Annotated in this window: 24 protein-coding genes and 1 riboswitch; of the genes, 18 read left to right on the top strand and 6 right to left on the bottom strand. The window is 32.1% G+C overall.

The window, feature by feature from the left end; translation table 11 throughout:
- Positions 1 to 333: 333 nt before the first annotated feature.
- A complete protein-coding gene (locus KA883_RS08740; RefSeq protein WP_046208326.1) occupies positions 334 to 1,263 on the bottom strand; it encodes an osmoprotectant ABC transporter substrate-binding protein in 930 nt (309 codons plus the stop codon).
- Positions 1,264 to 1,424: 161 nt separating this feature from the next.
- On the opposite strand from KA883_RS08740, the gene KA883_RS08735 reads away from it, so the two are divergent.
- The 5 genes from KA883_RS08735 (at position 1,425) to ribH (ending at position 6,928) form a co-directional block, all read left to right on the top strand.
- Positions 1,425 to 2,900, top strand: coding sequence for an FAD/NAD(P)-binding protein (locus tag KA883_RS08735; protein ID WP_046208327.1), 1,476 nt, complete (start codon positions 1,425 to 1,427; stop codon positions 2,898 to 2,900).
- 394 nt (positions 2,901 to 3,294) lie between these two features.
- A riboswitch (FMN riboswitch) is annotated at positions 3,295 to 3,428 on the top strand.
- A 158-nt stretch (positions 3,429 to 3,586) separates the two neighbouring features.
- Complete coding sequence (ribD, locus tag KA883_RS08730; RefSeq protein WP_210139953.1) at positions 3,587 to 4,630, top strand: bifunctional diaminohydroxyphosphoribosylaminopyrimidine deaminase/5-amino-6-(5-phosphoribosylamino)uracil reductase RibD; 1,044 nt, start codon at positions 3,587 to 3,589, stop codon at positions 4,628 to 4,630.
- A gap of 6 nt (positions 4,631 to 4,636) precedes the next feature.
- Positions 4,637 to 5,269 (top strand): riboflavin synthase, encoded by a 633-nt coding sequence (ribE, locus tag KA883_RS08725; protein ID WP_046208329.1) that lies wholly within the window; start codon positions 4,637 to 4,639, stop codon positions 5,267 to 5,269.
- Positions 5,270 to 5,279: 10 nt separating this feature from the next.
- Positions 5,280 to 6,458, top strand: coding sequence for a 3,4-dihydroxy-2-butanone-4-phosphate synthase (gene ribB / locus KA883_RS08720; RefSeq protein ID WP_210139952.1), 1,179 nt, complete (start codon positions 5,280 to 5,282; stop codon positions 6,456 to 6,458).
- An 11-nt stretch (positions 6,459 to 6,469) separates the two neighbouring features.
- Positions 6,470 to 6,928, top strand: a complete 459-nt coding sequence (ribH, locus tag KA883_RS08715; protein ID WP_046208331.1) for a 6,7-dimethyl-8-ribityllumazine synthase — start codon at positions 6,470 to 6,472, stop codon at positions 6,926 to 6,928.
- A 477-nt stretch (positions 6,929 to 7,405) separates the two neighbouring features.
- On the opposite strand, the gene KA883_RS08710 is transcribed toward ribH, so the two are convergent.
- Entirely contained in the window at positions 7,406 to 8,407 is a 1,002-nt protein-coding gene (locus KA883_RS08710; protein ID WP_046208332.1) for a proline dehydrogenase family protein, read from the bottom strand.
- Between the two features lie 267 nt (positions 8,408 to 8,674).
- Between KA883_RS08710 and KA883_RS08705 the strand changes: the two genes are divergently transcribed.
- The 3 genes from KA883_RS08705 (at position 8,675) to KA883_RS08695 (ending at position 11,297) form a co-directional block, all read left to right on the top strand.
- A complete protein-coding gene (locus tag KA883_RS08705) occupies positions 8,675 to 9,499 on the top strand; it encodes an alpha/beta fold hydrolase (protein WP_046208333.1) in 825 nt (274 codons plus the stop codon).
- 291 nt (positions 9,500 to 9,790) lie between these two features.
- Complete coding sequence (locus KA883_RS08700; protein ID WP_046208334.1) at positions 9,791 to 10,747, top strand: L-lactate dehydrogenase; 957 nt, start codon at positions 9,791 to 9,793, stop codon at positions 10,745 to 10,747.
- 148 nt (positions 10,748 to 10,895) lie between these two features.
- Positions 10,896 to 11,297 (top strand): transcriptional regulator, SarA/Rot family, encoded by a 402-nt coding sequence (locus KA883_RS08695; protein ID WP_046208335.1) that lies wholly within the window; start codon positions 10,896 to 10,898, stop codon positions 11,295 to 11,297.
- Positions 11,298 to 11,419: 122 nt separating this feature from the next.
- Here KA883_RS08695 and mnmM read toward each other — a convergent pair whose 3' ends face one another.
- Complete coding sequence (gene mnmM, locus KA883_RS08690; RefSeq protein WP_046208336.1) at positions 11,420 to 11,980, bottom strand: tRNA 5-(aminomethyl)-2-thiouridylate-methyltransferase MnmM; 561 nt, start codon at positions 11,978 to 11,980, stop codon at positions 11,420 to 11,422.
- On the bottom strand, positions 11,977 to 12,930 hold the full coding sequence (mnmL, locus tag KA883_RS08685; RefSeq protein WP_046208337.1) for a tRNA modification radical SAM protein MnmL/YtqA: 954 nt from the start codon (positions 12,928 to 12,930) through the stop codon (positions 11,977 to 11,979). The genes mnmM and mnmL overlap by 4 nt, the downstream gene beginning before the upstream one ends.
- 109 nt (positions 12,931 to 13,039) lie before the next feature.
- Between mnmL and KA883_RS08680 the strand changes: the two genes are divergently transcribed.
- The 3 genes from KA883_RS08680 to KA883_RS08670 all read left to right on the top strand — a co-directional run bounded on the left by KA883_RS08680 (position 13,040) and on the right by KA883_RS08670 (position 17,406).
- Positions 13,040 to 14,209 (top strand): MDR family MFS transporter, encoded by a 1,170-nt coding sequence (locus KA883_RS08680; protein WP_046208338.1) that lies wholly within the window; start codon positions 13,040 to 13,042, stop codon positions 14,207 to 14,209.
- A 449-nt stretch (positions 14,210 to 14,658) separates the two neighbouring features.
- Complete coding sequence (leuS, locus tag KA883_RS08675; RefSeq protein ID WP_046208339.1) at positions 14,659 to 17,073, top strand: leucine--tRNA ligase; 2,415 nt, start codon at positions 14,659 to 14,661, stop codon at positions 17,071 to 17,073.
- A gap of 21 nt (positions 17,074 to 17,094) precedes the next feature.
- Positions 17,095 to 17,406: a rhodanese-like domain-containing protein gene (locus tag KA883_RS08670; protein WP_046208340.1), complete on the top strand. Its 312-nt coding sequence runs from the start codon at positions 17,095 to 17,097 to the stop codon at positions 17,404 to 17,406.
- Between the two features lie 155 nt (positions 17,407 to 17,561).
- Here KA883_RS08670 and KA883_RS08665 read toward each other — a convergent pair whose 3' ends face one another.
- Both KA883_RS08665 and KA883_RS08660 read right to left on the bottom strand, forming a co-directional pair.
- Positions 17,562 to 17,657, bottom strand: coding sequence for a type I toxin-antitoxin system Fst family toxin (locus tag KA883_RS08665; protein ID WP_107360307.1), 96 nt, complete (start codon positions 17,655 to 17,657; stop codon positions 17,562 to 17,564).
- 156 nt (positions 17,658 to 17,813) lie between these two features.
- Positions 17,814 to 19,073, bottom strand: coding sequence for a BaiN/RdsA family NAD(P)/FAD-dependent oxidoreductase (locus KA883_RS08660; RefSeq protein ID WP_210139951.1), 1,260 nt, complete (start codon positions 19,071 to 19,073; stop codon positions 17,814 to 17,816).
- Between the two features lie 129 nt (positions 19,074 to 19,202).
- Between KA883_RS08660 and KA883_RS08655 the strand changes: the two genes are divergently transcribed.
- From KA883_RS08655 to trmB, 7 genes are all read left to right on the top strand, one after another.
- Positions 19,203 to 20,840 carry a putative polysaccharide biosynthesis protein gene (locus tag KA883_RS08655; RefSeq protein ID WP_046208342.1) on the top strand — a complete coding sequence of 546 codons (1,638 nt, stop codon included), beginning with the start codon at positions 19,203 to 19,205 and terminating at the stop codon, positions 20,838 to 20,840.
- Complete coding sequence (locus tag KA883_RS08650) at positions 20,837 to 21,535, top strand: pseudouridine synthase (protein WP_046208343.1); 699 nt, start codon at positions 20,837 to 20,839, stop codon at positions 21,533 to 21,535. Before KA883_RS08655 ends, KA883_RS08650 begins: the two co-directional genes overlap by 4 nt.
- Positions 21,536 to 21,550: 15 nt before the next feature.
- On the top strand, positions 21,551 to 21,949 hold the full coding sequence (locus KA883_RS08645) for a YtxH domain-containing protein (RefSeq protein ID WP_046208344.1): 399 nt from the start codon (positions 21,551 to 21,553) through the stop codon (positions 21,947 to 21,949).
- A 223-nt stretch (positions 21,950 to 22,172) separates the two neighbouring features.
- Complete coding sequence (pepV, locus tag KA883_RS08640) at positions 22,173 to 23,582, top strand: dipeptidase PepV (protein ID WP_046208345.1); 1,410 nt, start codon at positions 22,173 to 22,175, stop codon at positions 23,580 to 23,582.
- A 2-nt stretch (positions 23,583 to 23,584) separates the two neighbouring features.
- A complete protein-coding gene (gene dat, locus KA883_RS08635) occupies positions 23,585 to 24,430 on the top strand; it encodes a D-amino-acid transaminase (protein ID WP_046208346.1) in 846 nt (281 codons plus the stop codon).
- A gap of 459 nt (positions 24,431 to 24,889) precedes the next feature.
- Complete coding sequence (locus KA883_RS08630) at positions 24,890 to 25,681, top strand: phosphotransferase family protein (RefSeq protein ID WP_046208347.1); 792 nt, start codon at positions 24,890 to 24,892, stop codon at positions 25,679 to 25,681.
- A gap of 15 nt (positions 25,682 to 25,696) precedes the next feature.
- Positions 25,697 to 26,338 (top strand): tRNA (guanosine(46)-N7)-methyltransferase TrmB, encoded by a 642-nt coding sequence (trmB, locus tag KA883_RS08625; protein ID WP_046208348.1) that lies wholly within the window; start codon positions 25,697 to 25,699, stop codon positions 26,336 to 26,338.
- The last annotated feature ends 184 nt before the right edge of the window (positions 26,339 to 26,522 follow it).

Below are 26,522 nucleotides of genomic sequence, written 5' to 3'. Positions count from 1 at the left end.
CTTTGAAGGGAGCATATCAGGAAAAATGGATTAGTCCTTTTTGAATACATAAATGATTGATTTTTGATATTTACATTAGTTAGTAATTTATATTTTATAGACATAGGTAATCGAATTCCGTAAACTGTGAATTAATTATCAAGATGAACGAGAGATGTTAAAGTAGTAAATATTATTTAGCTTTATTTTTCTGTCCAAATAATATAAAAAGCATAATCGTTGATATTATCACTTTTATAATGAATTTCATTAAATCACTTCCTTACTATGTAGCTATAGTAACACTAATCGATTAATATCACATAACATTAAATATAGAATTACACTTGAAATTTAATTTTCATCTTCGAAATAATTGTGTTTTTCTAAAAATCTTTTGGCTACAATTGCTGGTTCTTTACCTTCACCATCTGCTTCATAGTTTAACTTTTGCATTTGTTCAGTACTAATTTTATCATCTAATTTATTAATAGATTTTTTAATTTGTGGATGCTTTTGTAATAATTCATTTGGAGCGACCGCGCTAGCATCATATGGCGGGAAAAAATTTTTATCATCCTTAAGTACAACTAAATCATACGCTGCAATTCTTCCATCTGTTGTATAACCAAGTGCAACATCGAGTTTATTATTTTTTAACGCGTCGTAAACTAGTCCAATTTGCATAGGTTTTAAATCATTGAAACCAAAACCATAATGTGCACGGAATGGTGCATAACCATCGCCACCTCTCTTGATCCATGTCGTATCTGTACCAACTCTTACTTTATCTTTTACTTTTTTTAAATCTGAAACGGTATGTAAATCATATTTTTTTGCGGTTTCTTTAGTAACCATAAAAGCAAAAGTATTTTCAAATCCATAAGAGTCGAAAAACGTTTGATCAAATTTTTGATTGAATAATTTTTGAGTTACTGACATTGCTTTTTGAGTATTTGTAATAGGTTGTTGTTCTAAAGCTCCAACCAAATCAGTACCAGTGTAGCGTGTACTTGATATGTCGGCATCTCCGCGAAGTAATGCATTATGCTGTATTGTAGCTGAACCTAAGTTGTTAATAATCGATCCAGTAATCTTTCCTTTTGTATCATGTTCTATTAAATCTTTAAGCATATAAGCCATGATTTGAGATTCACTCGTAGCTAAAGCAGAAATTTTAACTGAGTTTTTAGATTGACCGCCGCCTAAACCAGGTAAGTCACAACTTGCTAATAAAATTGAACTAACAATCAATAAATAAATTATTCTTTTAAAAAATTTCATGTTTTAACTCCTTATATGTTTTAGAAATCTTTTTTGATACAACATTTTTATATTAACATATATATTAATTTTGTATAATGGTGGCATAGTCCATTAATATGTAATATCAATTAAATACTTGATATACTAAGTATAAATTAATTAAAGTAAGGATGAGTGAAATGCGTATAGCTATCATTGGTATGGGTACCGCAGGTGTTAGTTTGTTAAAAGAATTAGTTAAATATAATGAATTCGAACAAATGGAAGTAGACGTTTATGATAACCCTAAAAACATGGGTCAAGGTGTGCCTTTTCAAAATGACAGCGACCAATTATTAATCAATTTACCTGCAAAACAAATGTCTTTAAATTTGAATAATGAGCGAGAATTTTACGAATGGTATCAACATCAATCTATATTTAAATTTTCTAATCCAGAGTATCTACCCAGATTTATTTTTGGACACTATATGAAAGATTATTTGGAAACTTATCATAATCAATATAGTAATATTCATATGATTAAAGAAGCAGTATTAGAAGTGTATATAGAATCTAATATTGGGGATACGCAGGTTGAATATGTTGTCTGCACATCTGAAAATTTAGAGAAACGCCGACGTTATGATATTGTATTTTTAACAATCGGCACGATGTCCTATCATGACCCATATCAATTAAAAGGAACACCAGGTTACATAAAAACACCTTATCCTACTTATGACACATTAAATGAAGTTGATAGTACTGATAGAATTGCCATTATTGGTACTGGCTTAGCAAGTTTAGATGTCATTCGATTTGTAACGGCACATCATCCTAATTTACCTATTACAGTGACGAGTCGTAAAGGTCATTTACCCAGTGTTAGGGGAAATATGCCAGAAATTCAATTTAAATATCTTACTCCAGAAAAATTTAATGAAATCAAAAAAGAATATTTTGGAAACGTACCTTTGGACGAGGCATTGGCATTATTTAAAAAGGACTGTGAATATTATGATATTCCATTAGAAGCATTAGTACACAGAAGGCAAGGCGACCCGATTTTGGATTTAACCTATGATTTACAACATGCCGAAGCGCTAGGGAAATTTCAAAGTATCTTAGAATTAACAAAAGAAAATTTAAATTGGATTTGGAACAGTTTCAGTAGAGAGGATCAGAAGATATTCTTAGAAAAATACCAATCTATATTAAAAGAAAATTCGAACCCAATGCCTCCTCGTACCGCAAAATTAATTATCGATCATATCGAAAAAGGGCAAATTGAAATCAAAAAAGGGTTAGAAGACGTTAAATATGACGGGCATCAATTTTGTTTTAAATATGAGGATGATTTTAAAGCAATTGATAAATTTGATATTGTCATTAATGCTACTGGTTCAAAATCACATTTATCAGAATTAGACCAAGATGATCAACTGATTCTCAATCTGGAAAATAGGCAAGTAGTTCAAGCACACCCACTAGGTGGTATTCAAATCATTCCAGAAACAAATCAAATTATAAGTCCACGTTATGGTACCTTAAAAAACATGTTTGCTTTAGGTCAAGTTACAAATGGAATTAATCAATCACGTAACGGCGTTATGATGATAGTAAAACAAGCTGTAACTGTGGTAGAGAATTTGTTGAATGCTAAGCATGATTGATTTTGTAGTGTAGTATACAAACGAATGTTTATCCAATTTAGATGAATCAGTTAAATATGAATTATGTTTCCGAATGAATTTAAATCCGGTTTCATTTTGAGGAAAGCAAAAGAGTAATTTTTGCTAGATGTTCGTTCGTTTTTGGTTTGAATTATAAAAATATTAAATAAGTAAAGCGTTTAATCATTTATGAAAATATTTTAAGATGTAAATTTTTGATGAATGGATTTGTAAACCAACTTATAAGCATTGTGAAGTTAAGAATATAAGCAAGTTGTTACTGATATAAAGCCGACTTAGATAATATGAATTGTTTTTTGTCGAAATATATAGTACGATAACGTTGTAGCTTTCAAAAGTTACTTTGACTCAATCATCAATTACAATTTCATAAATATTCTTTCGGGGCAGGGTGGAATTCCCAACCGGCAGTAAATTAAGCCTGCGACCTGCATTTGTTTTGGCAAATGTGGCTGATCTAGTGAAATTCTAGAGCCGACAGTAAAGTCTGGATGGGAGAAAGAATGAAGTATAACAAAAAGGCACTTATACAAGTGTTTATTTAACGTACATTTTTCTAAAAATTGGAGAAGTGTATTCAAATTTAAGTAAATTATGTTATATCTAAATACATCCCACACCTGAAATGAGTTTCAGGTGTTTTTTTATTATTAAGAGGTGATTATATGAGTCAATATTTAAATTATGCAATTCAATTGGCGCAGATGGTAGATGGCCAAACTGGTGTAAATCCTCCTGTGGGTGCAGTTGTGGTAAATCAAGGTAGAATCGTCGGTATTGGTGCACATTTACGAAAAGGTGACAAACATGCCGAAGTACAAGCTTTAGATATGGCAAAAGCAGCAGCAAATGGAGCGACAATTTATATATCTTTAGAACCTTGTTCACATTATGGTTCAACGCCACCATGCGTAAACAAAATTATTGAATTTGGTATTTCAAAAGTTGTTTATGCTGTTAAAGACACAACCTTATCGTCTAAAGGTGATGAAATTTTACAAAATGCTGGAGTGAAAGTCGAGTTTCATCATAAGCCAGATGCTGAAGCATTATACAAAGACTTTTTTATTACTAAGCGACAAGGCGTTCCTGAAGTTACTGTAAAAGTATCTTGCAGTTTAGATGGTAAACAAGCTACTGATAGTGGTGAAAGTAAATGGATTACCAACAAAACTGTTAAACAAGATGTATTTATGCTCAGACATAAACATGATGCAGTAATCACCGGGACTGGTACGTTAAACGCAGATAATCCACAATATACTACTAGGATTGAACAAGGTAAACAACCTATACTTGTGATACTTTCAAAATCTGGACAAGTCGATTTTACTTTAGACATTTTTCAACAACCGACGACGCCAATATGGATTTTTACAGAAAATAAAAATTTAAAAAATCAAAATAAAAATATAGAAATAATGTATTGCTCAAATTGTACGATTGAAAATATTTTAAAGCAGTTATATCAAAACGGGATTGGACGTGTTTTGGTTGAAGCAGGTCCCACGATTACTTCAGAATTTCTCCAATCTAACTTTACAAATGAACTCATCTTATATTACGCCCCGAAAATAATAGGTGGTTCTGGTGACAATCAATTTTTCAAAACAGAAAATGTCTTTAATTTATCAGACGTTCCTCAATTTGAAATTGTAAATTCCAAAATGCTTGAGCAAAATATTAAATTAGAATTGCGAAAGAAGTGAATAATTATGTTTACTGGTATTGTCGAAGAAATAGGAACTATAAAAAAAGTTACAACACAACAAGCGGTTGTTAATTTAACAATTGATTGTAGAACAATTTTATCTGACATGCATATTGGTGATTCTATTAGTGTAAACGGTGTATGTTTAACTGTTATACAATTTGATGAACGGTCATTTTCAGTCCAAGTAATCAAAGGTACTGAGAATAAAACCTATTTGAATCAATTAAATCAATCCGCTGAGGTGAATTTAGAGCGAGCAATGAGCGGTTCAGGAAGATTTGGAGGTCATTTTGTACTTGGCCACACTGATGAAGTAGCTAGAATTACTAGAATACAAAACTCAGATAATTCTAAAATTGTAACTATTAAACCATCTACTTCTGTGATCGATCAAATGGTACAACAAGGTTCAATCACCGTAGATGGCGTTAGTTTGACAGTATTTCAATTACGAGATACAGAATTTGATATTCATCTTATACCAGAAACAAGAAGATCAACTATTTTAAATCAAAAACGTGTTGGTGACTTAGTACATATTGAAACAGACATGTTGTTTAAATATGTAGAAAAAATAGTTGGTAAAAGTGAAAAAGGTTTAAGTTTAGAAAAACTAAGCGCTTTTGGATTCTAGGAGGAGTAAAATGCAATTGGACAGTATAGATTTAGCACTTGAATCACTAAAAAAAGGTAAAAGTATCATTGTAGTAGACGATGAAAATAGAGAAAATGAAGGAGATTTAGTAGCAGTTACTGAATGGATGTATGATAATACTGTTAATTTTATGGCTAAATATGGAAGAGGATTAATTTGTGCACCGATTAGTAAAAAAATAGCTGAAGATTTAGAACTTCATTCAATGGTCAATCATAATTCAGATGTATATGGCACTCAATTTACAGTTAGTATTGATCATATTAACACTACAACTGGTATCAGTGCTGATGAAAGAATGCTCACTGCAAAAGCATTAATCGATAATAGTACAACAGCAGAAGATTTTAATAAACCAGGCCATTTATTTCCATTAGTTGCTCAAGAGAATGGTGTATTGGCTAGACGTGGTCATACTGAAGCCTCTGTAGATTTAGCTAAATTAACTGGCGCAAAACCGGCAGCGCTGATTTGTGAAATTATGAATGACGATGGTTCAATGGCAAAAGGTGATGATTTAGAAGCATTTAAAAATAAGCACAATTTGGTAATGATATCTATCGAAGATTTGGAAAAATATAGAAAGCAATCTGTTTCGTCTGTTGCAGCAAAAGCTAAAATAAGGTTGCCTACTGAATATGGTAATTTCGATATGTATGGTTTTACAACAAATGATGGTGAAGAAATTGTAGCAATCACAAGTGGTAATATTAACGAAACAGAGAATGTACGTATACATTCTGCTTGTTTGACTGGAGATATTTTTCATAGTCAAAGATGTGATTGTGGTGAACAGCTTGCTGCATCTATGAAATACATTGATAAAAATGGAGGCGTTATCCTTTATTTACCTCAAGAAGGTAGAGGAATCGGTTTAATTAATAAATTAAGAGCATATGAATTGATAGAACAAGGATATGATACGGTTACAGCAAATATTGCACTCGGTTTTGATGAAGATTTAAGAGAATACCAATATGCTGCTGAAATTTTAAAATATCTAGGTATCAAACGTGTGAATTTATTAAGTAATAATCCTAAAAAATTTGGAAGTTTGGAGAATTACGGCATTGATATTGCCAAAAGAATTGAATTGGTAACACCATCTAACCAATATAACCAAGCTTATATGAAAACAAAAAAAGAGAAAATGGGTCATTTAATATAGGAGGAATAAACATGAATTTTGAAGGTAAATTAATAGGATCAGATTTAAAGGTAGCGATTGTCGTAAGTAGATTCAACGATTTCATTACGAATCGTTTGCTAGATGGTGCTAAAGACACTTTAGTTAGACACGAAGTGCCTGCAGAAAATATTGATGTTGCATATGTGCCTGGGGCTTTTGAAATCCCATTAGTAGCTAAAAAATTAGCTCAAAAAAGTGATTACGATGCAGTAATTACTTTAGGTTGTGTGATTAGAGGTTCAACGTCACATTATGATTATGTATGTAATGAAGTAGCGAAAGGTGTTTCAAAAGCGAATGATATTTCAGATACACCAGTTATCTTTGGAATTTTAACAACTGAAAATATTGAACAAGCTGTAGAACGTGCAGGTACAAAAGCAGGAAACAAAGGGTCTGAAGCAGCAGTAAGTGCTATAGAAATGGCAAATTTATTGAAAAAAATTTAATGATTCAAGTAATAATTAGTAATGTCATTTAAAAATAAAAATTAGGTCAGAACTCTAGATATCATTTCCTCTGCTCAAAATAAGAGTCAGGCATATAAATCCAAAAAAATAGCACTCAGATGATTTAATTCAATTCATCTGAGTGCGTCTTTTTATTCAATACTTCATATTGTTGGCTCGCTTTCTTTGGGGACAGCTTTAGCCTGTAGCAGCTTGTCCTATACTTCGAGAGACTTGCTAAAATACGTCATATTTGTCAAAGAACTATATGATTCAAACAAAATAATTTTGAGAAAGGGGATTTATGTCCCAGCCTCTTTTGTTTTAAATTTTTGTTTTTGCTCGTCATACTTGGACTATAAATATCGTTTGCATAATCCGTAATCATTCACTTATTCATAAATATGATATTACATTTGATTAATCTAACAATGTTTTGAAAAGGTTTAAATTACATACACTTTAATCATAAAATTTTTATTTTTTAAATTTTTTGTATAGCCATGCACTTAAAGCTCCAATAGTTGACAGAGCTCCAACGACTACTCCCATTTTTTTCAACACTTCGGGTTTCATAATTTCTAAAAACATTAGATTTAAATTTTGAGGTCGTTCTGCTAATCTTCTCATAAAGTAACTAAACCAATCATCACCGTATGGAACATAGATACAGAAATGATTGCCTTCGCGCGCTAGTGATTCTGCCAATTCTGAGCGGAAACCATACAACATCTGAAATTCATAGTTATCTTTTTCAATATTATTGTCTTTAATAAACTGTTTAATATGTGTGATGATAGCATCATCATGTGTAGCAATAGAAGTGACATTTTTCGCATTTAACAGTCGCTTTTTAATTAAGCGTATGTAATTATCGTCAATTTCTTCTTTAGTTTGATAGGCGATGTTTTCATTTTCTTTATATGCACCTTTGACCATACGTAATCGTAATTCTGGGTATTTATCGACGAGTGCATCTGCTTTATATAAATATCCTTGTATAACAGTTCCTACATTTTTAAATTCGCCTTTTAATCGGTCTAAAACTTGTGTAATATCAAATAAGCTATCATATTTTTCAGTGTCTATATTAATATGCATATTACCAAAATCGTTAGCTTTAAGTAATATTTCACGTAAATTACGATAAGCAAGATCAATGTCAAACTCAGAACCTAATTGGCTGATTTTGATAGACATATGACCATCTAAATTATGATTGTTGATAGCATACATCACTTCTAATATTTGGTCTTTTGCTTGTATTGCCTCACCTTCATTTAAAACAAATTCACCAAGACAATCTACTGTGACAGTAATCCCTTTGTTATTTAAACGTTCAATTGTGTCCACTAATTCTGGAATAGTGTTCCCTGCAACTACTTTCTTGGCACCGAACATAGGACCAATTTCCTTAGCTGCTTTATTTAAAAATGGATTGTTAGATAATCCTATAAAAAAATTTTTCACAATTGGCATATTAATTCCTCCCATTCTGCTTATAGCTGTTCTTTCAATAATAGTGTAGCATGAATCTAATAGTAATGAAATCGTTTACAATAAAATTTATTACACTAAATATTATATACTACACGATAACATTGTCTCACGCTTTAGCTATGAGTTATAATTATAAAGTTATAGGCACACATAACAGTATGATTTATGCGTTAAAAATGGAAAAAGTACATCATATTTTGATACAATGTAGTTATTGAAATTATTGTAGAAGGGGAAGTATGGAATATGTGGAAATGGGAAACAGAAAACGAGGCAAAGGGTGTCATTGTAATCGCCCATAACATGCTCGAACATACAGGTAGATATGCATATGTTATAACAATGCTTCGTAGAAATGGCTACCATGTAATCATGGGTGATTTGCCTGGACAAGGTCAAACTACACGTGCTAATAAAGGACAAATAGCAAACTTCGAAGTATACCATGAACATGTGCTTGAATGGATTAGAATAGCTAATGAGTATAAACTTCCGACTTATTTTTTAGGTGTAGGCCTTGGTGGGCTTATCATTTTAAATTTACTTGAAAAAGTGGAAGTGCCTATTGAGGGGCTAATGTTGATTTCTCCATTATTAGAATTCAAGAAAAATAAAAAAACTAGAAAAGATAAAATTGTGTCGAATGTAGGAAAATTAACTAAAGATACAAGATTTAAAATAGGTATTACAATTGAAGATTTAACACGTAATGAGGAGGTTATTGAAGAGGCAAAAGCGGACCAACTCATGCTTCAGAAAGTTACGTATCATTGGTATAAACAAATCATTGAAATCATGAAAGAAACTGTTACACATTTAAAAGATATTAAACCACTTCCTTTATTATTAATGTATGGACTAGAAGATAAAGTGTCTGATATTTCTACTATGAGTTTAATTAAAGAAAAAATTACTACAGAAGAGTTATATTTTAAAGCTTGGCCTGGGTTGAATCATGAAATACATAATGAACCTGAAAGAGATGACGTAATGCGCTATGTTCTAGCATTTCTTAATAATAGCGCTAGTAATATTGGTTTTATTGTACATGATGAAAATGAACTTTCATAATTTATATAATAAATGATGGTATCGGATCTTGAGTATCATTTTATGAAATGCTTAATAAGTGTTAACAACCATCTAATTGATACAATTATGACTTAACAATCATTGATAAAAAGAGTGAATAAATTTAATCTGTCGTTGATTTTATTGACACTCTTTTATTTATAAAAAATAATGTGAAAAAAATCACAATAAACATTGATTTTTAAAATAATAATTGTTATATTTATATTGTGAAAAAAATCACATTAATCTTTAGTAATATTTACTTTGAATTAAAAGGAGCGACTTAGCATGAAAATTGAAAAAGGGAATAAAGTAGTTTTAATAGGTGATGGAGCAGTTGGATCAAGTTATGCTTTCGCAGTAGTTGCACAAGGTTTAGCTGATGAATTAGTAATAATTGATTTAGATGAAGCAAAAGTTAAAGGCGATGTTGCAGATTTAAATCATAGTGCTCCATACGGTGATTCACCAGTAAAAGTAAAAGCTGGTAGTTATGAAGATTGTAGTAATGCTGACTTAATTGTCATTACTGCAGGAGCTGCACAAAAACCAGGCGAAACGAGATTAGATTTAGTAGAAAAAAATACAAAAATATTTAAAGATATTGTCACTAAAATTATGAGCACAGGCTTTAATGGCATTTTCCTTATAGCAACAAATCCAGTGGATGTATTATCCTATGTAACACAAAAAGTTTCAGGATTACCGAAAGCTCAAGTGATTGGATCAGGTACAATACTAGATACCGCACGATTTAAATTTGAACTAGCACAAGAATTTGGTGTGTCCCCTTGGAGTGTGGATGCACAAATTATTGGTGAACATGGAGATTCTGAATTAGCGATATGGTCACAAGCTAATATTGCTGGTCAACCATTATACAATTTATTAAATGATAACCCTGATAAACAACATAGAATAGATGAAATATTTACCAACACAAGAGATGCTGCTTATGAGATTATCCAATCAAAAGGGGCAACTTATTATGGCATAGCAATGGGATTGGTACGTATTACACAAGCAATTTTAAAAAATCAAAATGTAGTCTTGCCAGTTTCTAGTTATTTAGAAGGCGAATATAAACAAGAAGATGTTTATATTGGAGTGCCTACATTAATTAATAGAAATGGTGCAGTTAAAGTATATGAAACGCAATTAAATAGTGAAGAAAGTGAAAAGTTTGAAAATTCTGCCATAATTTTGAAAGATATGCAAAATAAAATCAAACAACTAATTGCATAATTCATAATTTAATTTTAAACTGTATATAAGATTAATTTTATTGAAAATATCAAAATTTATTCCGATATGAATAAATTTTGCATTGAATGAATTTTTGGTAAATTAATTTTACATGTTTAACTTTATATTATGATTGGGGGATATTTCTATGGGGAAGACAATTGCTGATATGGTAGATAGTGTCCTTAGATTGGAATATGTACTTAAAGATATTGAAGAAATCTTTGAAAAAGTACAGAAACAATATAAAATGTCAAAAGAAGAAATTTTAATTCTTTTAACACTTTGGGAAGAAGGATCAATGACGCTTAAAGAAATGGATAATTATGTTAAAATAAAATCTTATAAACGTACAAGAACGTATAATGATTTAGTTGAGAAAGCGTGGATTATTAAAGAAAGACCTGTGAACGATGAACGTACGGTAATTATACATTTCAATGAGGATTTAAAAGATCAAAGGGAAGAACTTTTAAATTGTTTTAAAGCAGAAATAAGTGAAAAATCATCTACTATACAATCTAGTCTTAAATCTATCTTAAAATTATAGGGAATAATTATAGTTACAAAATGAGAAGTTAGACCCAATATAGTATTAGGTAATCAATATCTATACTAAAGTAAAAATGCATCTCCATATAAATGGAGATGCATTTTTATTTTTAATATACTTTATCTTTTTTCAATTGCACATAGAAATGGTGCATTATTTTTTTGATTAATAAATTGATATTGTAATATGTGTGCTTTGTTTTGATCAAAATGTTGAAGATAATTTAATAATGCATCACGTTCAATTTTGCCCTCATCATGTCCGTGATATATTACTAGTACAATTATGCCTTCTGTTGCCAATATATCAAATATTTCATCTATAGCTGTTAAAGTACTGCTGGGGATTGTCACAATTGATTTGTCGCCTTTAGGTAAATAGCCTAAATTAAAAATGGCTGCATCAATTTGTCCAATTTCATTACTTTGTATATATTGCTTTACTTTAGCATGACTATCTTGAATTAAGTGTACATTTTTAAATGCGTTTGTCTTGTTGCTCGTATTTTGAATTGCAACTTCTTGAATATCAAAAGCATACACTTTACCATTTGGGACTTGTTGTGCTAAAAATTCAGTGTCATGACCATTACCACAAGTGGCATCAATCACAATGCTGTCTTTGTTGATATGTTGTCGTAATAGCGTTTTAGAAAATGGTAAAATCCGTTCTAGTTTCATGATTTAATCGTCGATTCATAGTATTTTCCTTGATAAGAATTTCTGCGTGCTAATTCATCATCAATTTCGTTTAATACTTCCCATTTGTTGATACTCCACATAGGGCCAACCATTAAGTCAATCGGACCATCACCAGTAATTCGATGGACAATCATTTCTTTTGGTAAAATTTCTAGTTGATCACAAACTAAATTTGTATAATCGTCTTGAGACATGAATTCGAGCATGCCTTTTTCGTATTGTTTTACCATTGGTGTACCTTTAAGTAGGTGTAACAAGTGTATTTTAATGCCTTGGACATCCATTTGTGCTACTTCTTTAGCTGTTTCCATCATCATGTCATAGTCTTCTTCAGGAAGACCGTTAATGATATGTGTACACACGTTTATGTTATGTTTACGTAGCTTAGCTACACCTTCGTAATACGTTTTCATATCATGTGCACGATTAATCAAATCTGATGTTTTTTGATGTACTGTCTGTAGACCTAATTCAACCCATAAATAGGTACGTTCGTTCAATTCAGCTAAGTATTCGACAACATCATCCGGTAAGCAGTCAGGGCGTGTTCCAATAGATAATCCTACAACTCCAGGTTCTTTTAATGCAGTTTCGTACTTTTCTCTTAATACTTCAACTGGCGCATGTGTGTTAGTAAATGCTTGGAAATAAGCAATATACTGACCTTCATGCCATTTTTCATGCATTCTATCTTTGATTTGTTGGAATTGCACATCTATCGGGTCTACACGATCTCCTGCAAAATCCCCACTTCCTGCTGCAGAACAAAACGTACAGCCACCATGTGCAACTGTGCCATCTCTATTTGGGCAATCAAATCCTCCGTCAATTGCAACTTTAAAGATTTTTTGGCCAAATTTATTTTTCAAATGGTAATTCCAAGTATGATATCGTTTATTCTCGAATGCGTAAGGGAAGAATTGTCCCATATAACATTTTCCTTTCTAAATTCATTCTAGTTAAAGATTTTAACATATTTTAATGATATAGTGTTTAGAGTAAAAACAGAAATTTAAAATTAGAAAGGAGCTTATGGTTATGAATATGCCAAAATCAGTGTGGTGGTTGGTGATTGGTATGGCATTAAATATCACAGGCTCAAGTTTTTTATGGCCATTAAATACAATATATATGAATGAAGAATTAGACAAAAGTTTAACAATGGCTGGGTTAGTATTAATGATTAATTCATTTGGTATGGTCATTGGCAATTTATTAGGTGGTAATCTATTTGATAAATTGGGTGGTTATCGGACAATTATGATTGGAACTGTGATCTGTTTAAGTAGTACAACATTGTTGAATTTTTTCCACGGATGGCCATGGTATGCAGTATGGTTAGTCTGTCTAGGCTTTGGCGGTGGCATGATTGTCCCAGCAATTTATGCGTTAGCAGGTGCAGTTTGGCCGCAAGGTGGTAGACAAACTTTTAATGCGATATATTTAGCTCAAAATTTAGGAGTGGCGATTGGTGCAGCATCTGGTGGCTTTGTGGCAGAATTAAGTTTTAATTATATATTTATAGCTAATTTATTAATGTATATTGCATTTGCCATAGTCGCAATTAGCCAATTTAATATTAAATTGGACATTAAAGTTAAATCAAATGATGCCATGAGTTTATTAGATAAAGCGTACAGACCACAATTCATTGCATTAACTTTGCTGTGTGTCATGTTTAGCATTTGTTGGATTGCTTATATTCAATGGGAAAGTACGATTGCTTCATTTACTCAAGAGCTAAATATCTCTATGGGCCAATACAGTTTATTGTGGACTGTCAACGGTATTATGATATTAGTTGCACAACCATTAATCATTCCAATAATCAGATTATTAAAAGGAAATTTAAAGCATCAAATGTATGTTGGTATAGGTATTTTTATTATCTCTTTCTTTGTCACAAGTTTTGCTGAACAATTTTCTGTATTTATGGTAGGTATGGTTATATTAACATTGGGTGAAATGTTTGTTTGGCCAGCAGTTCCGACAATTGCAAATCAACTTGCACCAAATGGGAAAGAAGGTTCATTCCAAGGTTACGTTAATTCTGCAGCTACAGTTGGTAAAGCATTTGGTCCTCTTATTGGTGGTGTTGTTGTTGATATGTTTAACATGCAAATCATGTTTTTAAGCATGATTTCATTGTTAGTTTTATCACTTATATTTTTAACATTTTATGATCGCAAATTACCAAAGGATATTTAATATAATATTGAACCCATAATGTAGATTTCATTTATTTTTGTTACAGAGCAATCATGGTACATGAGATTAAAAATAAGCATTAATGATGTAGCGAGAAATGGTTATTGAATTAATAATATTTTCTGTATAGTTTAAATAATTTTATATAAACATAAAGGCGAGTTTTGTAAATCAACTTTATACTTGAAATAAAGGGTTTTTTCAAATATCATAAGAAGAGTATAGGAGTAGTAATTTGAAAGCTTTTCGACAGAGAGCTAGGGTGGGTGGAACCTAGCGTAAAGCCTCAAGTGAACTTACCAGGACTTAAAGTGAATGAATGACATCTCTAACTATTAATTAAAATGAGCGCACATTTAGTGAAACAGGGTGGTACCGCGGTGAAAATCATCGTCCCTATTATATAATAGTTTGAGGTGTCTTTTTATTATTGAACAGGAGGAAATGAAGTGAATTACAATCATAATGAAATTGAAAGAAAATGGCAGAATTATTGGGAAAACTATAAAACGTTCAAAACTGAAGATAATTTAGGCCAGAAAAAATTTTATGCACTTGATATGTTCCCTTATCCATCAGGTGCAGGACTACATGTAGGCCATCCTGAAGGCTATACAGCTACTGATATTATTTCAAGATACAAACGAATGCAAGGATATAATGTATTACATCCAATGGGTTGGGATGCTTTTGGTTTACCAGCTGAACAATATGCACTTGATACAGGTAATGATCCTCGTGAATTCACAAAACAAAATATCCAAACTTTTAAACGACAAATTAAGGAATTAGGATTTAGTTATGATTGGGATCGTGAAGTTAATACAACAGACCCAGAATATTATAAATGGACACAATGGATATTCATTCAATTATATAATAAGGGACTTGCTTATGTTGATGAAGTAGCAGTGAACTGGTGTCCTGCGTTAGGTACTGTATTGTCAAATGAAGAAGTAATCGATGGTGTTTCTGAACGTGGCGGACATCCTGTTTATAGAAGACCAATGAAACAATGGGTACTTAGAATTACTGAATATGCAGACAGATTACTTGAAGATTTAGATGATTTAGATTGGCCTGAATCTTTAAAAGACATGCAACGTAATTGGATTGGACGATCAGAAGGCGCATCTGTAAGATTTAATGTAGAAAATTTCAATGATCAAATTGAAGTGTTTACAACACGCCCAGACACTATTTATGGTGCAACATTCTTAGTGTTAAGTCCTGAACATGAACTCGTAAATAAAATTACTACATCAGAACATCAAGAAAGTGTTGAGAAATATCAACAAGAAGCGGCAATGAAATCAGACTTAGAACGTACTGGATTAGCTAAAGAAAAATCTGGTGTGTTTACTGGAGCGTATGCATTTAATCCTTTATCAGGAGAAAAAACGCCGATTTGGATTGCTGATTATGTTTTATCTTCATATGGTACAGGCGCTGTTATGGCAGTTCCTAGCGGAGACCAAAGAGACTATGAATTTGCAAAAGCTTTTGATTTACCAATTAAAGCAATAATTGAAGGTGGAGACCTATCTGAAGCAGCTTATGATGGCGATGGGCCTCATATTAATTCACAAGAATTAAATGGTTTATATAATCAAGAAGCGATTGAAAAAGCTATTACACTTTTAGAACAAAACAATGCTGGTACAAGAAAAGTCAATTATAAACTGAGAGATTGGTTATTTAGTCGTCAACGTTATTGGGGCGAACCTATTCCTGTTATACATTGGGAAGATGGTACGATGACAACGGTTCCTGAAGATGAATTACCTTTACTTTTACCTGAGACAGACGAAATTAAACCTTCTGGTACAGGTGAATCGCCATTAGCTAATATAGATGAATTTGTTAATGTTATTGATGAAGAAACTGGGATGAAAGGACGTCGTGAAACAAATACAATGCCACAATGGGCAGGTAGTTGTTGGTATTATTTACGCTTTATTGACCCAGATAATGAACAGATGTTAGCTGATCCTGAAAAGTTAAAACATTGGTTGCCTGTGGATTTATATATTGGTGGTGTTGAACATGCAGTGTTACACTTATTGTACGCTAGATTTTGGCATAAGGTCTTGTATGATTTAGGTGTAGTGCCTACCAAAGAACCATTCCAAAAATTATTTAACCAAGGCATGATTTTAGGTGAAGGTAATGAAAAAATGAGCAAATCTAAAGGTAATGTTATTAATCCAGATGATATAATCAAATCACATGGTGCTGATACGTTACGTCTATATGAAATGTTCATGGGTCCACTAGATGCTGCAATTGCATGGAGTGATAAAGGATTAGACGGTTCAAGACGTTTCTTAGACAGAATTTGGAGACTTTTAATTACAGAAGACGGTTTAATCACAGATAAAGTAGTCAATACTAATAATAAAGCTTTAGATAAAAGTTACCACCAAACTGTGAAAAAAGTTTCGGAAGACTTTGAAACATTAAATTTCAATACGGCAATTAGTCAGCTAATGGTATTTATAAATGATTGCTATAAAGTTGATGAGATTTATAAACCATATATTGAAGGATTTATTAAAATGTTAGCGCCAATCGCACCTCATATAGGTGAAGAATTATGGGCGCGTTTAGGACATGAAGAAACGATTACTTATCAACCATGGCCTTCTTATGATGAAACATTATTAGTCGATGATGAAGTGGAAATTGTCGTTCAAGTAAATGGTAAAGTTCGTGCCAAAATTAAAGTTTCTAAAGATCTTTCAAAAGAAGAAATGGAAACAGTAGCATTAGGTAACGAAAATATCAAAGCTGAAATAGAAGGCAAGGATATTAAAAAAGTGATTGCGGTGCCTCAAAAACTTGTTAATATTGTTGCCAAATAACACAAAAGGGGCGTATATATTATGGAAACAATTACTATAGATGAATTGAAATCAAAAATTTTAAATTCTAATCCTGTTCATGTCGTAGATGTAAGAACTGATGAAGAAACAGCAATGGGTGTCATACCAGATGCAGAAACGATACCTATGGATAAAATTCCTGATAATTTAAGTCACTTTAATTCAGAAGAAACGTATTATATTATTTGTAAAGCTGGTGGCAGAAGTGCACAAGTCGTCCAATATTTAGAACGCAATGGCATTCACGCAGTCAATGTTGAAGGTGGCATGGATGCGTGGGGCGATGAAGGTTTAGAAATTAAAAGTATTTAATCTTTTGATCGAGCAAAATCAAACGATGATTTTGCATTTTATGCAAGTTTAGTGTTATAATATATTTAACAAAGATATCAATACAGATACACCAAACCCCCTCACTATTGCGAGTAGTGAGGGGGTTTTTTGGTGTTGGCTAAATGTCGCCTGTATTATTTGTCATTACGATTGCGCAGCCAGTACGCAAATAACGTAACGATACAACCACTGATAACAGCAGTCATGAAATGAACAAAGATATCAATCACAAAATACACCTCCTCTCTACGTCTATTGACGCCTGAGAGTAGGCGACTTAAGTATTATAACATTCGGTGACTCAAGCGCATAGAAAATACAAAACATTAAAAATGAATTTGTTTTAACAGTGCGTAGTTGGTCTAGTAGATCACAAATTGATAGGTTTAATGTTGAAATTTACTTGCATTTGTTCCTGATATATGACCTGTAACTAAAGCGCTAGTAATATTATAGCCACCTGTATAACCATGGATATCGAGCAGTTCACCACACATAAATAATCCTGGCGTTAATTTTGACATCATTGTTTTGGGTTCGATTTCTTTAAGAGAGACCCCTCCGCCAGTTACGAAAGCTTTTTCAATTGATAGTGTTCCATTAACTTTAAAAATAAAACCTTTCAATAAAGTAATCAATGTATTAAATTGTTCATTAGAGATATGATGTGCTGTTAATGTTTCTGAAATATCTGCTAACTCTAACATATATAATAGATAACGTTCTTCAATTAAACCGTGTAAGCTATTTTTTACATATTTATCTGGCGTATCTTTTAATAATTTACGTACTTTGTCTTCTAATTGTGCAAAACTGAGTTCTGGAAAAGCATCTAATTGCATTTCGATATCTTCTCGTTTTTGGTTTTTTTGTTCTTTATATACAAATTGGCTGCATCTTAATGAGGCAGGGCCACTGATTCCGAAATGAGTAAATATCATGTCCATTTGATGTGTGACGCGCTTTTTACCATTTTTCTTCAATACAGATAACGCAACATTTTTTAAACTTAATCCTTTTAATCTTTTGTTTTTAATAAATTGCTCGGATGACGTAATTGGTACTTCAGTTGGGAAAAGTTCTGTAATTGTATGTCCAAAGTGTTCAGCGAATTTATAACCATCACCAGTCGAACCGGTCTTTGGTACACTCGTGCCACCTGTAGCGATAATCAAACTATTCGTTTCAATTGCTTGTTGATTACCTAAAAAGACTTTGAATGTCTGTTGAGGTGTATGTTCAATAGCGTGTACTGACGTTTCCTCTTTTACAGTTACATTATTTTTTTCAATCGTACGAATTAACGCATCTACAACATCCTGTGCTTTATTAGAAACAGGAAACATACGTCCATGATCTTCTTCTTTGAGTACAACTCCACGTGATTCGAAAAAGTGAATAATAGATTCATTGTCAAATACGGAAAAAGGACTATATAAAAATTTTCCATTTCCTGGTATATTTTTAATTATCTCTTCATACGGTAAACGATTTGTGACGTTACAACGTCCACCTCCTGAGATTTTTAATTTGCGTCCGAGCCCTTTTTTCTTTTCAATGAGAAGGACTTTATCACTATGTTGACTTGCTGCGGCAGCAGCCATTAAACCACTAGGTCCACCGCCAATTATAATTGTTTGGTACATTTGATTGCCTCACTTTACTAAATAGTGTTATTTTATAGTTTATAGTAATATAGTTTTGAAAAAAAGTGTTTATAACGTTATGATTAAAGTTATGATTGTAAAAATTAAATTTGAGATAGGAAGATCTGAATGAGTGAAAGTAAAGAATTAGTTAGGGGTACCTTTTTAATCACCCTTAGTATATTGATTACTAAAGTCTTGGGTGTTTTATATATTATTCCTTTTTATTCCATAATTGGTGGAGAAGAAAAATTGGCGCCTTTTAACTATGCATATACGCCGTATAATATTGCCATTGCAGTTGCAACTGCTGGGGTGCCATTAGCGGCGTCTAAATATGTGTCTAAATATAATGCTTTAGGGGCGTATAAAGTCAGTGAAAAATTATATAAATCAAGCTTTATAGTTATGACTATAACAGGATTTATTGGATTTTTCATTTTATATTTATTAGCACCGAGCATTGCCACAATTACTTTAGCCCATGAATCTGGTGCTAAGGGTGGCTGGTCCGTCGCTGACATCACATGGATTATTAGAATTATCAGTATGGTAGTCATATTTATCCCATTACTGGCTACATGGCGTGGTGTGTTCCAAGGTTATAAATCAATGGGTCCAACTGCTGTATCAGAAGTTATTGAACAAATCGCACGTATTTTATTTATTTTAGTAGGAAGTTATCTAGTTCTGAATGTTTTTGGTGGAAGTGTGTTACAGGCCAATGGTATAGCAACATTTGCTGCTGCAGTAGGTGCGATTGCAGGGATATTCACCTTATGGTATTACTGGAGAAAGAGAAAGCCTAACATTGAAAAAATGGTGGCAACGGATACTTCTGATATTTCTGTATCTTATGGAAAAATGTATAAAGAAATTATTTCTTATAGCATCCCATTTGTAATTGTTAGTTTAAATTTCCCACTATTTAATTTAGTAGATCAGTTTACACATAATGGTGCCTTAGATTTGGCTGGAGTACCAAGTCGTTTACATGACTATTTCTTTACTATTTTAAACATGACGACAAATAAAATAGTAATGATTCCAACGTCATTATCTGCTGGTTTTGCAGTGAGTTTAATTCCATTTATTACTAAGACGTATGAATCTGGTGAATTAAAAGAAATGCACAGACAGATTCGAACATCATTAGGGGTGTTAATGTATATTACAGTCCCTGCAAGTCTGGGAATTATGGCTTTAGCGCTACCATTGTATACTGTCTTTTATAGTTATAATGTCGATGGTAGTCAATTGTTATTTTATTATGCACCTGTTGCTATTTTAATTGGATTGTTAAGTGTAACAGCTTCTATGCTGCAAGGTATTGATAAACAAAAGTTAACAGTCTTTGTAATTTTAGCGGCAGTAGTATTAAAAGTGATACTAAATACGCCATTGATTATGGCATTCCATACTGCTGGAGCAATTTTAAGTACGGCGATAGCGTTACTATTTGCTGTTATCTGTAATTTTTATATACTTAAAAAATATGCGAGTTTTGACTTCTCAGAAACGTGGTTACATTTTGGTAAAATTTTCTTATATGGCTTGTTAATGATGGTCGTAGTTGAATTATCATCGTTTTTATTACAAATGGTTATTTCTCCGCAAACTAAATTTGGTGCTTTAGCAATTTTAATTATCAGTGTCATAGTAGGTATGATTGTTTACGGTGGTATTACGATGAAGACGAAACTTGCTGACCAATTTTTAGGAGATATTCCAAATAAACTCAGACGTAAATTAGGGATTATAAAATGAGATTAGATAAATTTTTAGCTAATATGGGTGTAGGAACACGTACAGAAGTTAAACAATTATTGAAAAAAGGTATTATTACAGTTAATAATAAAATAGAAAAATCTCCTAAAAAACAAATAAATCCAGAAACTGATGAAGTACAGAAAAACAATGAAACAATTCACTATATTGATAAAGTCTATCTAATGTTAAATAAGCCTAAAGGTTACGTATCTGCAACAGAGGATGAGCAACATCAAACAGTTGTGGACTTAGTTGAACCGTACCGTTTTTTAGATATGTTTCCAGTTGGTCGCTTAGATAAAGATACTTCGGGTTTGTTATTAATTACGAATGATGGCACTTTTAACCATGAACTAATGAGCCCAACGAAACACGTATCTAAAACCTATGAGGTAATTTCCCAAAAAAATATTACAAATAATGATATAAAATCGTTTAAAATGGGTATTGAATTGAATGAGGGTTTGGCAAAGCCTGCGACTTTAGTAAAAAGTGATGAAGCATATAAATCATTTGTCACAATTTATGAAGGAAGATATCATCAAGTTAAACGCATGTTTCATGCTATAGATAATGAAGTTTTAGAATTGAAACGCATTAGCATTGGTGAATTAAAACTGGATGAATCTTTAGCGCCAGGTGAGTATCGCCATTTAACTCAAATAGATTTTAAACAATTAGGATTAAAATAATAAAGAGGTGTTATTATGTCAAAATTATTAAAAGCAATTTTAGGTGTTGGAGGCGCAGCTGCTGCAGTTGTTCTTTCTAAAAAAGAGAATAGAGATAAATTAAAGGATGAATATAGCAAATATAAATCAAATCCTGAATCTTATAAACAAAACGCCAAAGACATCGCTAGTCAGATTAGTTCAAAAGCAAATGAAACTTATAATGAAGTAAAACAAGATCCTAAAGGTTATGCTTCAAAAGTAAAACAAGATCCTAAAGGTTTTATTAACGAACAAAAAGAACGTTTTAAGGGTGAATCTGAAGACGAAGAGCATGTTGAGGAAGCAAGATTTACAGATGAAGGTGCTGCTGACCCTTCAAATAATCTTCGCGTCGTTACTGAAGACGAGCTCAAAAACAATAAAAATAAATAAGCAATTATACATTTGATTTTTTTACCTAGTTCATTGTTTTGAACTAGGTTTTTATATATATTAATACAGAAATTGAAAGTTAGGTATATGAAAGGTTTTAAACTGTTTTTCATTTAATTATACAGTGAATTTTTTAAAATAATAATCACATCTCGCTGTAGTTTCTGTACTACTTCATGTAAAATATTAATTATATAAGTATTAAAAAGGAAGTTGATGCTAAATGTGGAAAGAAAAAGTGAAAGAATACGAAACAGATATTATAAATGATTTAAAAGGCTTATTATCTATTGAAAGTGTGAGAGATGATAATGAAATTTCTTCAGATAATCCAGTCGGACCTGGACCACGTAAAGCATTAGATTATATGTACGAAATTGCTGAACGTGATGGATTTGATACTCACGATGTTGAACATATTGCAGGGCGTATTGAAGCTGGTGAAGGCGAAGATGTTATGGGGATTTTATGTCATGTTGATGTAGTGCCAGCTGGTGATGGTTGGGATACTAATCCTTTTGATCCGGTTGTAACTGAAGATAAGGTTATTGCAAGGGGCACACTAGATGACAAAGGGCCAACAATTGCCGCATATTATGCCGTGAAAATATTGAACGATATGAAAGTTAATTGGAAAAAGCGTATACATATCATTATAGGTACTGATGAAGAGTCAGATTGGAAATGTACAGAGCGTTATTTTAAAACTGAAGAAATGCCAACTTTAGGGTTTGCACCTGATGCTGAATTCCCAGCAATACACGGTGAAAAGGGTATTAGTACTTTTGATGTGGTTCAAAATGAAAAAGCTGAAGATAAAGATGAACCAGAATACGAACTTATTTCTTTTACATCAGGTCAACGTTATAACATGGTACCTGACGAAGCAATTGGTAAACTTGCGGTTAAAGAAAATATGACTGACGTCATTCAAAAATTCGAACAATTTCTATCTGATCATAATATAAATGGTGAAAGTATCGTTGATAGTGGCGTATTAGTGCTTAAAGCATACGGTAAAGCTGTACATGGTATGGATCCATCTATTGGTGTGAACGCTGGATTGTACTTATTACATTTCTTAGCCCAATTAGGTTTAGACAAAACTGCTGAAAATTTCACTCAATTTAGTGAACAGTATTTATTCAACTCTCATTTCGGTGAAAAAATGGGAATGAAATTCCACACAGATGTTATGGGAGATGTAACTACAAATATAGGTATCATTTCATATGATAATCAAAATGGTGGTCAATTCGGTATTAATTTAAGATATCCGCAAGGTTTTGAATTTGAAGAAGCCATGACTCGTTTTAAAGGTGAGATTCAGGAACTTGGTTTTTCTATAGCATTAGGTAAAAATCAAACACCTCACTATGTGGATAAAAATGATCCTTTCGTACAAACTTTAGTGAAAACATATCGTAATCAAACAGGTGACCAAACTGAACCATACACAATTGGTGGTGGAACTTATGCTCGAAATTTAGATAAAGGTGTCGCATTTGGTGCTATGTTTAATGATTCAGAAGATTTAATGCATCAAAAAAATGAGTATATTACGAAAAAACAATTATTCAATGCAACTAGTATTTATTTAGAAGCTTTATATGCTCTATGTGTGGAGGAATGATGATGACAAAAGTACTTATTAATGAACATTTAGTAGACGAACAAGATGCATGCGTACCATACAATGATCGTGGTTATGTATTTGGTGACGGTATATATGAATATATTAGAACATACAACAATAATATTTTTACTGCAAAACCACATTTTGAAAGACTTTTGAGAAGTGCTAAAGAAATAGGTTTAGAATTGAAATATAATGTAGAAGAGCTTACAGAATTAATCCAAGAATTATTAGCAGCGAATGGTGTCGTTAATGGTGGCGTATATATACAAGTTACACGTGGAGCAGCCCCTCGTGACCATGCATTTCCTACGCCATCAGTAGAAGCAAATGTGATGGCATTTACTAAAACTTACGATCGTCCATATAATTTATTAGAAGAAGGTATTAATGCGATTACAACTGAAGATATTCGTTGGTTAAGATGTGATATTAAAAGCTTGAATTTACTTGGCAATGTGTTGGCTAAAGAGCGTGCAGTTAAATATAACGCTCAAGAGGCTATTCAACATAGAGGTGATATTGTTACTGAAGGATCATCAAGCAATGTTTATGCTATTAAAGCTGGAGAAATCTATACACATCCAGTAAATAATTATATATTGAATGGTATTACACGTATGGTCATAAAAGATATTGCTCAAGAAAAAGGTATACCGTTTAATGAAGGTACATTTACTGTAGATTTTTTAAGAAATGCAGATGAAATTATTGTGTCTAGTACATCTATTGAAGTAATGCCAGTCGTAAAATTAGATGGTGAACAAGTAGGAGACGGAGAAGTTGGACCAATAACGAAATCGTTACAAGAAGGATTTAATAGATACATTGACACAGATAGTTAATATTTTCCATAAAAGGAAATAAAATGTAACTTTTACCAAAGCTAAATTATGTTATAATGCTAACTGAGCCGATTTAAAAATTATAGAAAAATACTGTAGTAAAATGTGACTTTTTGTTTCTCATTATTGGTTGAAATAAATCCTTAAACATTATAAAATCTTCTATGAGACTTGAAATTGAGACATGAAATTTCATTTAAAAAAACTAAAGGAATTTTTCGAAAAAAATACTGTTACGAGATGATATATGATATGATGTTAAAGTTATTATCAATCTCGATACAGTATTTCATATTTAAATATAAAAACTTGATTCTATGGGACAAAATGGTCGTTATCATATAATGACAGTAATATAGAGTTTTAAGTTTAAAAGTGTGTGTATTAGAAAATGATTATATTTGGCTCTCGAAATCTGTTTTCTGGAGCCATTTTCTAATTGAAAGTGAGGTGAACGTGTTGGAGCAGTTTTATCAATTAGGGTGGACACTTGATTCAGCAGGTGGTGCATCTGGAGAAGCATATATGGCTGAACAAGATGGGCAGAAATTGTTTTTAAAACGAAATTCAAACCCATTTATTGCAGCCTTGTCTGCTGAAGGTATTGTACCTAAGCTCGTATGGACGAAACGAATAGAGACTGGGGAAGTCGTGACGGCGCAGCATTGGAAAAATGGCAGAGAGTTAACTTTTGATGAGATGTATGAACAACGAGTAGCTAATTTATTGAAAAAAATACATAGTTCAAAAACACTTTTGAATATGTTGAAGCGTATGGAAATGTATCCTATTACGCCTGATATTTTGTTGAATAAAATAAACGCCTCATTATCTAGAGAAGTGTTAACACACCATGTGGTGCGAAAGGCATTAACTTATTTAGAAGATCATATGCCAAGTCTTGACCCTAGATTTTTTACAGTTGTCCATGGAGATGTCAATCATAATAATTGGTTGTTGTCTGACCACGATGAACTATTTTTAGTGGATTGGGAAGGTGCAATGATTGCAGATCCAGCAATTGATTTAGGCATGCTGCTATACAATTACGTTCCTGAAAATAAATGGCCTCAGTGGTTAAATGATTACGGTACGAAAGATTCTATAGACTTGCAAAAAAGAATGAAATGGTATACTGCTGTACAATCTATTGGTATGGTTCAGTGGTATGAAGAACAAAAACGCTATAAAGATATGAATATGTGGCTGAAGTTCTTAAACCAAGTAATGAATAACAATGCATTTATATAAGGAGTTATCAAGAAAATGAGAATGCGTTACAAGCCATGGGCAGAAGATTATTTAAAATCGCATCCTGATATTGTAGACACAGATGGCAGCCATTCAGGACATATAAGTGAGTGGTTTGACAAAGAACAACCAATTTATATTGAAATTGGTTCCGGCATGGGACAATTTATAACAACACTTGCTGCACAAAGACCTGAAATTAATTTTATATCTATGGAACGTGAAAAAAATGTAATGGTCAAAGTGTTAGATAAAGTGAGAGAGCAAAATCTAACGAATATTAAATTGATATGTAACGATGCGATAGAATTAAATGAATACTTTAAAGATGGTGAAATTTCACGTATTTATTTAAATTTTTCTGATCCTTGGCCGAAAAGAAGACATACTAAGCGTAGATTGACGTATCATACGTTTTTATCTTTGTATAAACAAGTGTTAAAAACAGATGGTGAGATTCATTTTAAAACAGATAATAGAGGATTATTTGCCTATAGCTTAGAAAGTATGTCCCAATTTGGTATGTATTTTACAAAAATAAATTTGAACTTGCATCAAGAAGAAAAAGAAAATAATATTGAAACAGAATATGAGCGCAAGTTTTCAGACAGAGGTTCAAGAATTTATAGAATGGAAGCAAAATTCCATAGTAATTAAATATTTGTAATGACGCAGCCCAAAATCTCACGTTCAAAAAAAGGACTAATCCGCAAAAATTGATATGCTCCCTTCAAAGTAGACACTTAAAAATGTAAACTTTGAAGGGAGCTTTTTTATGACTCATAGAAAATTATCACCTGAAACTTATCAAAAAGCTTTTAGCTTATATGAAGAAGGATAT

Origin of the sequence: Staphylococcus sp. GDY8P54P (assembly GCF_017892645.1) — a bacterium.
GTDB classification, from domain to species: domain Bacteria; phylum Bacillota; class Bacilli; order Staphylococcales; family Staphylococcaceae; genus Staphylococcus; species Staphylococcus ureilyticus.
Note: the sequence above shows the minus strand (reverse complement) of the source record. Positions and strands in the feature narration are given on the sequence as shown.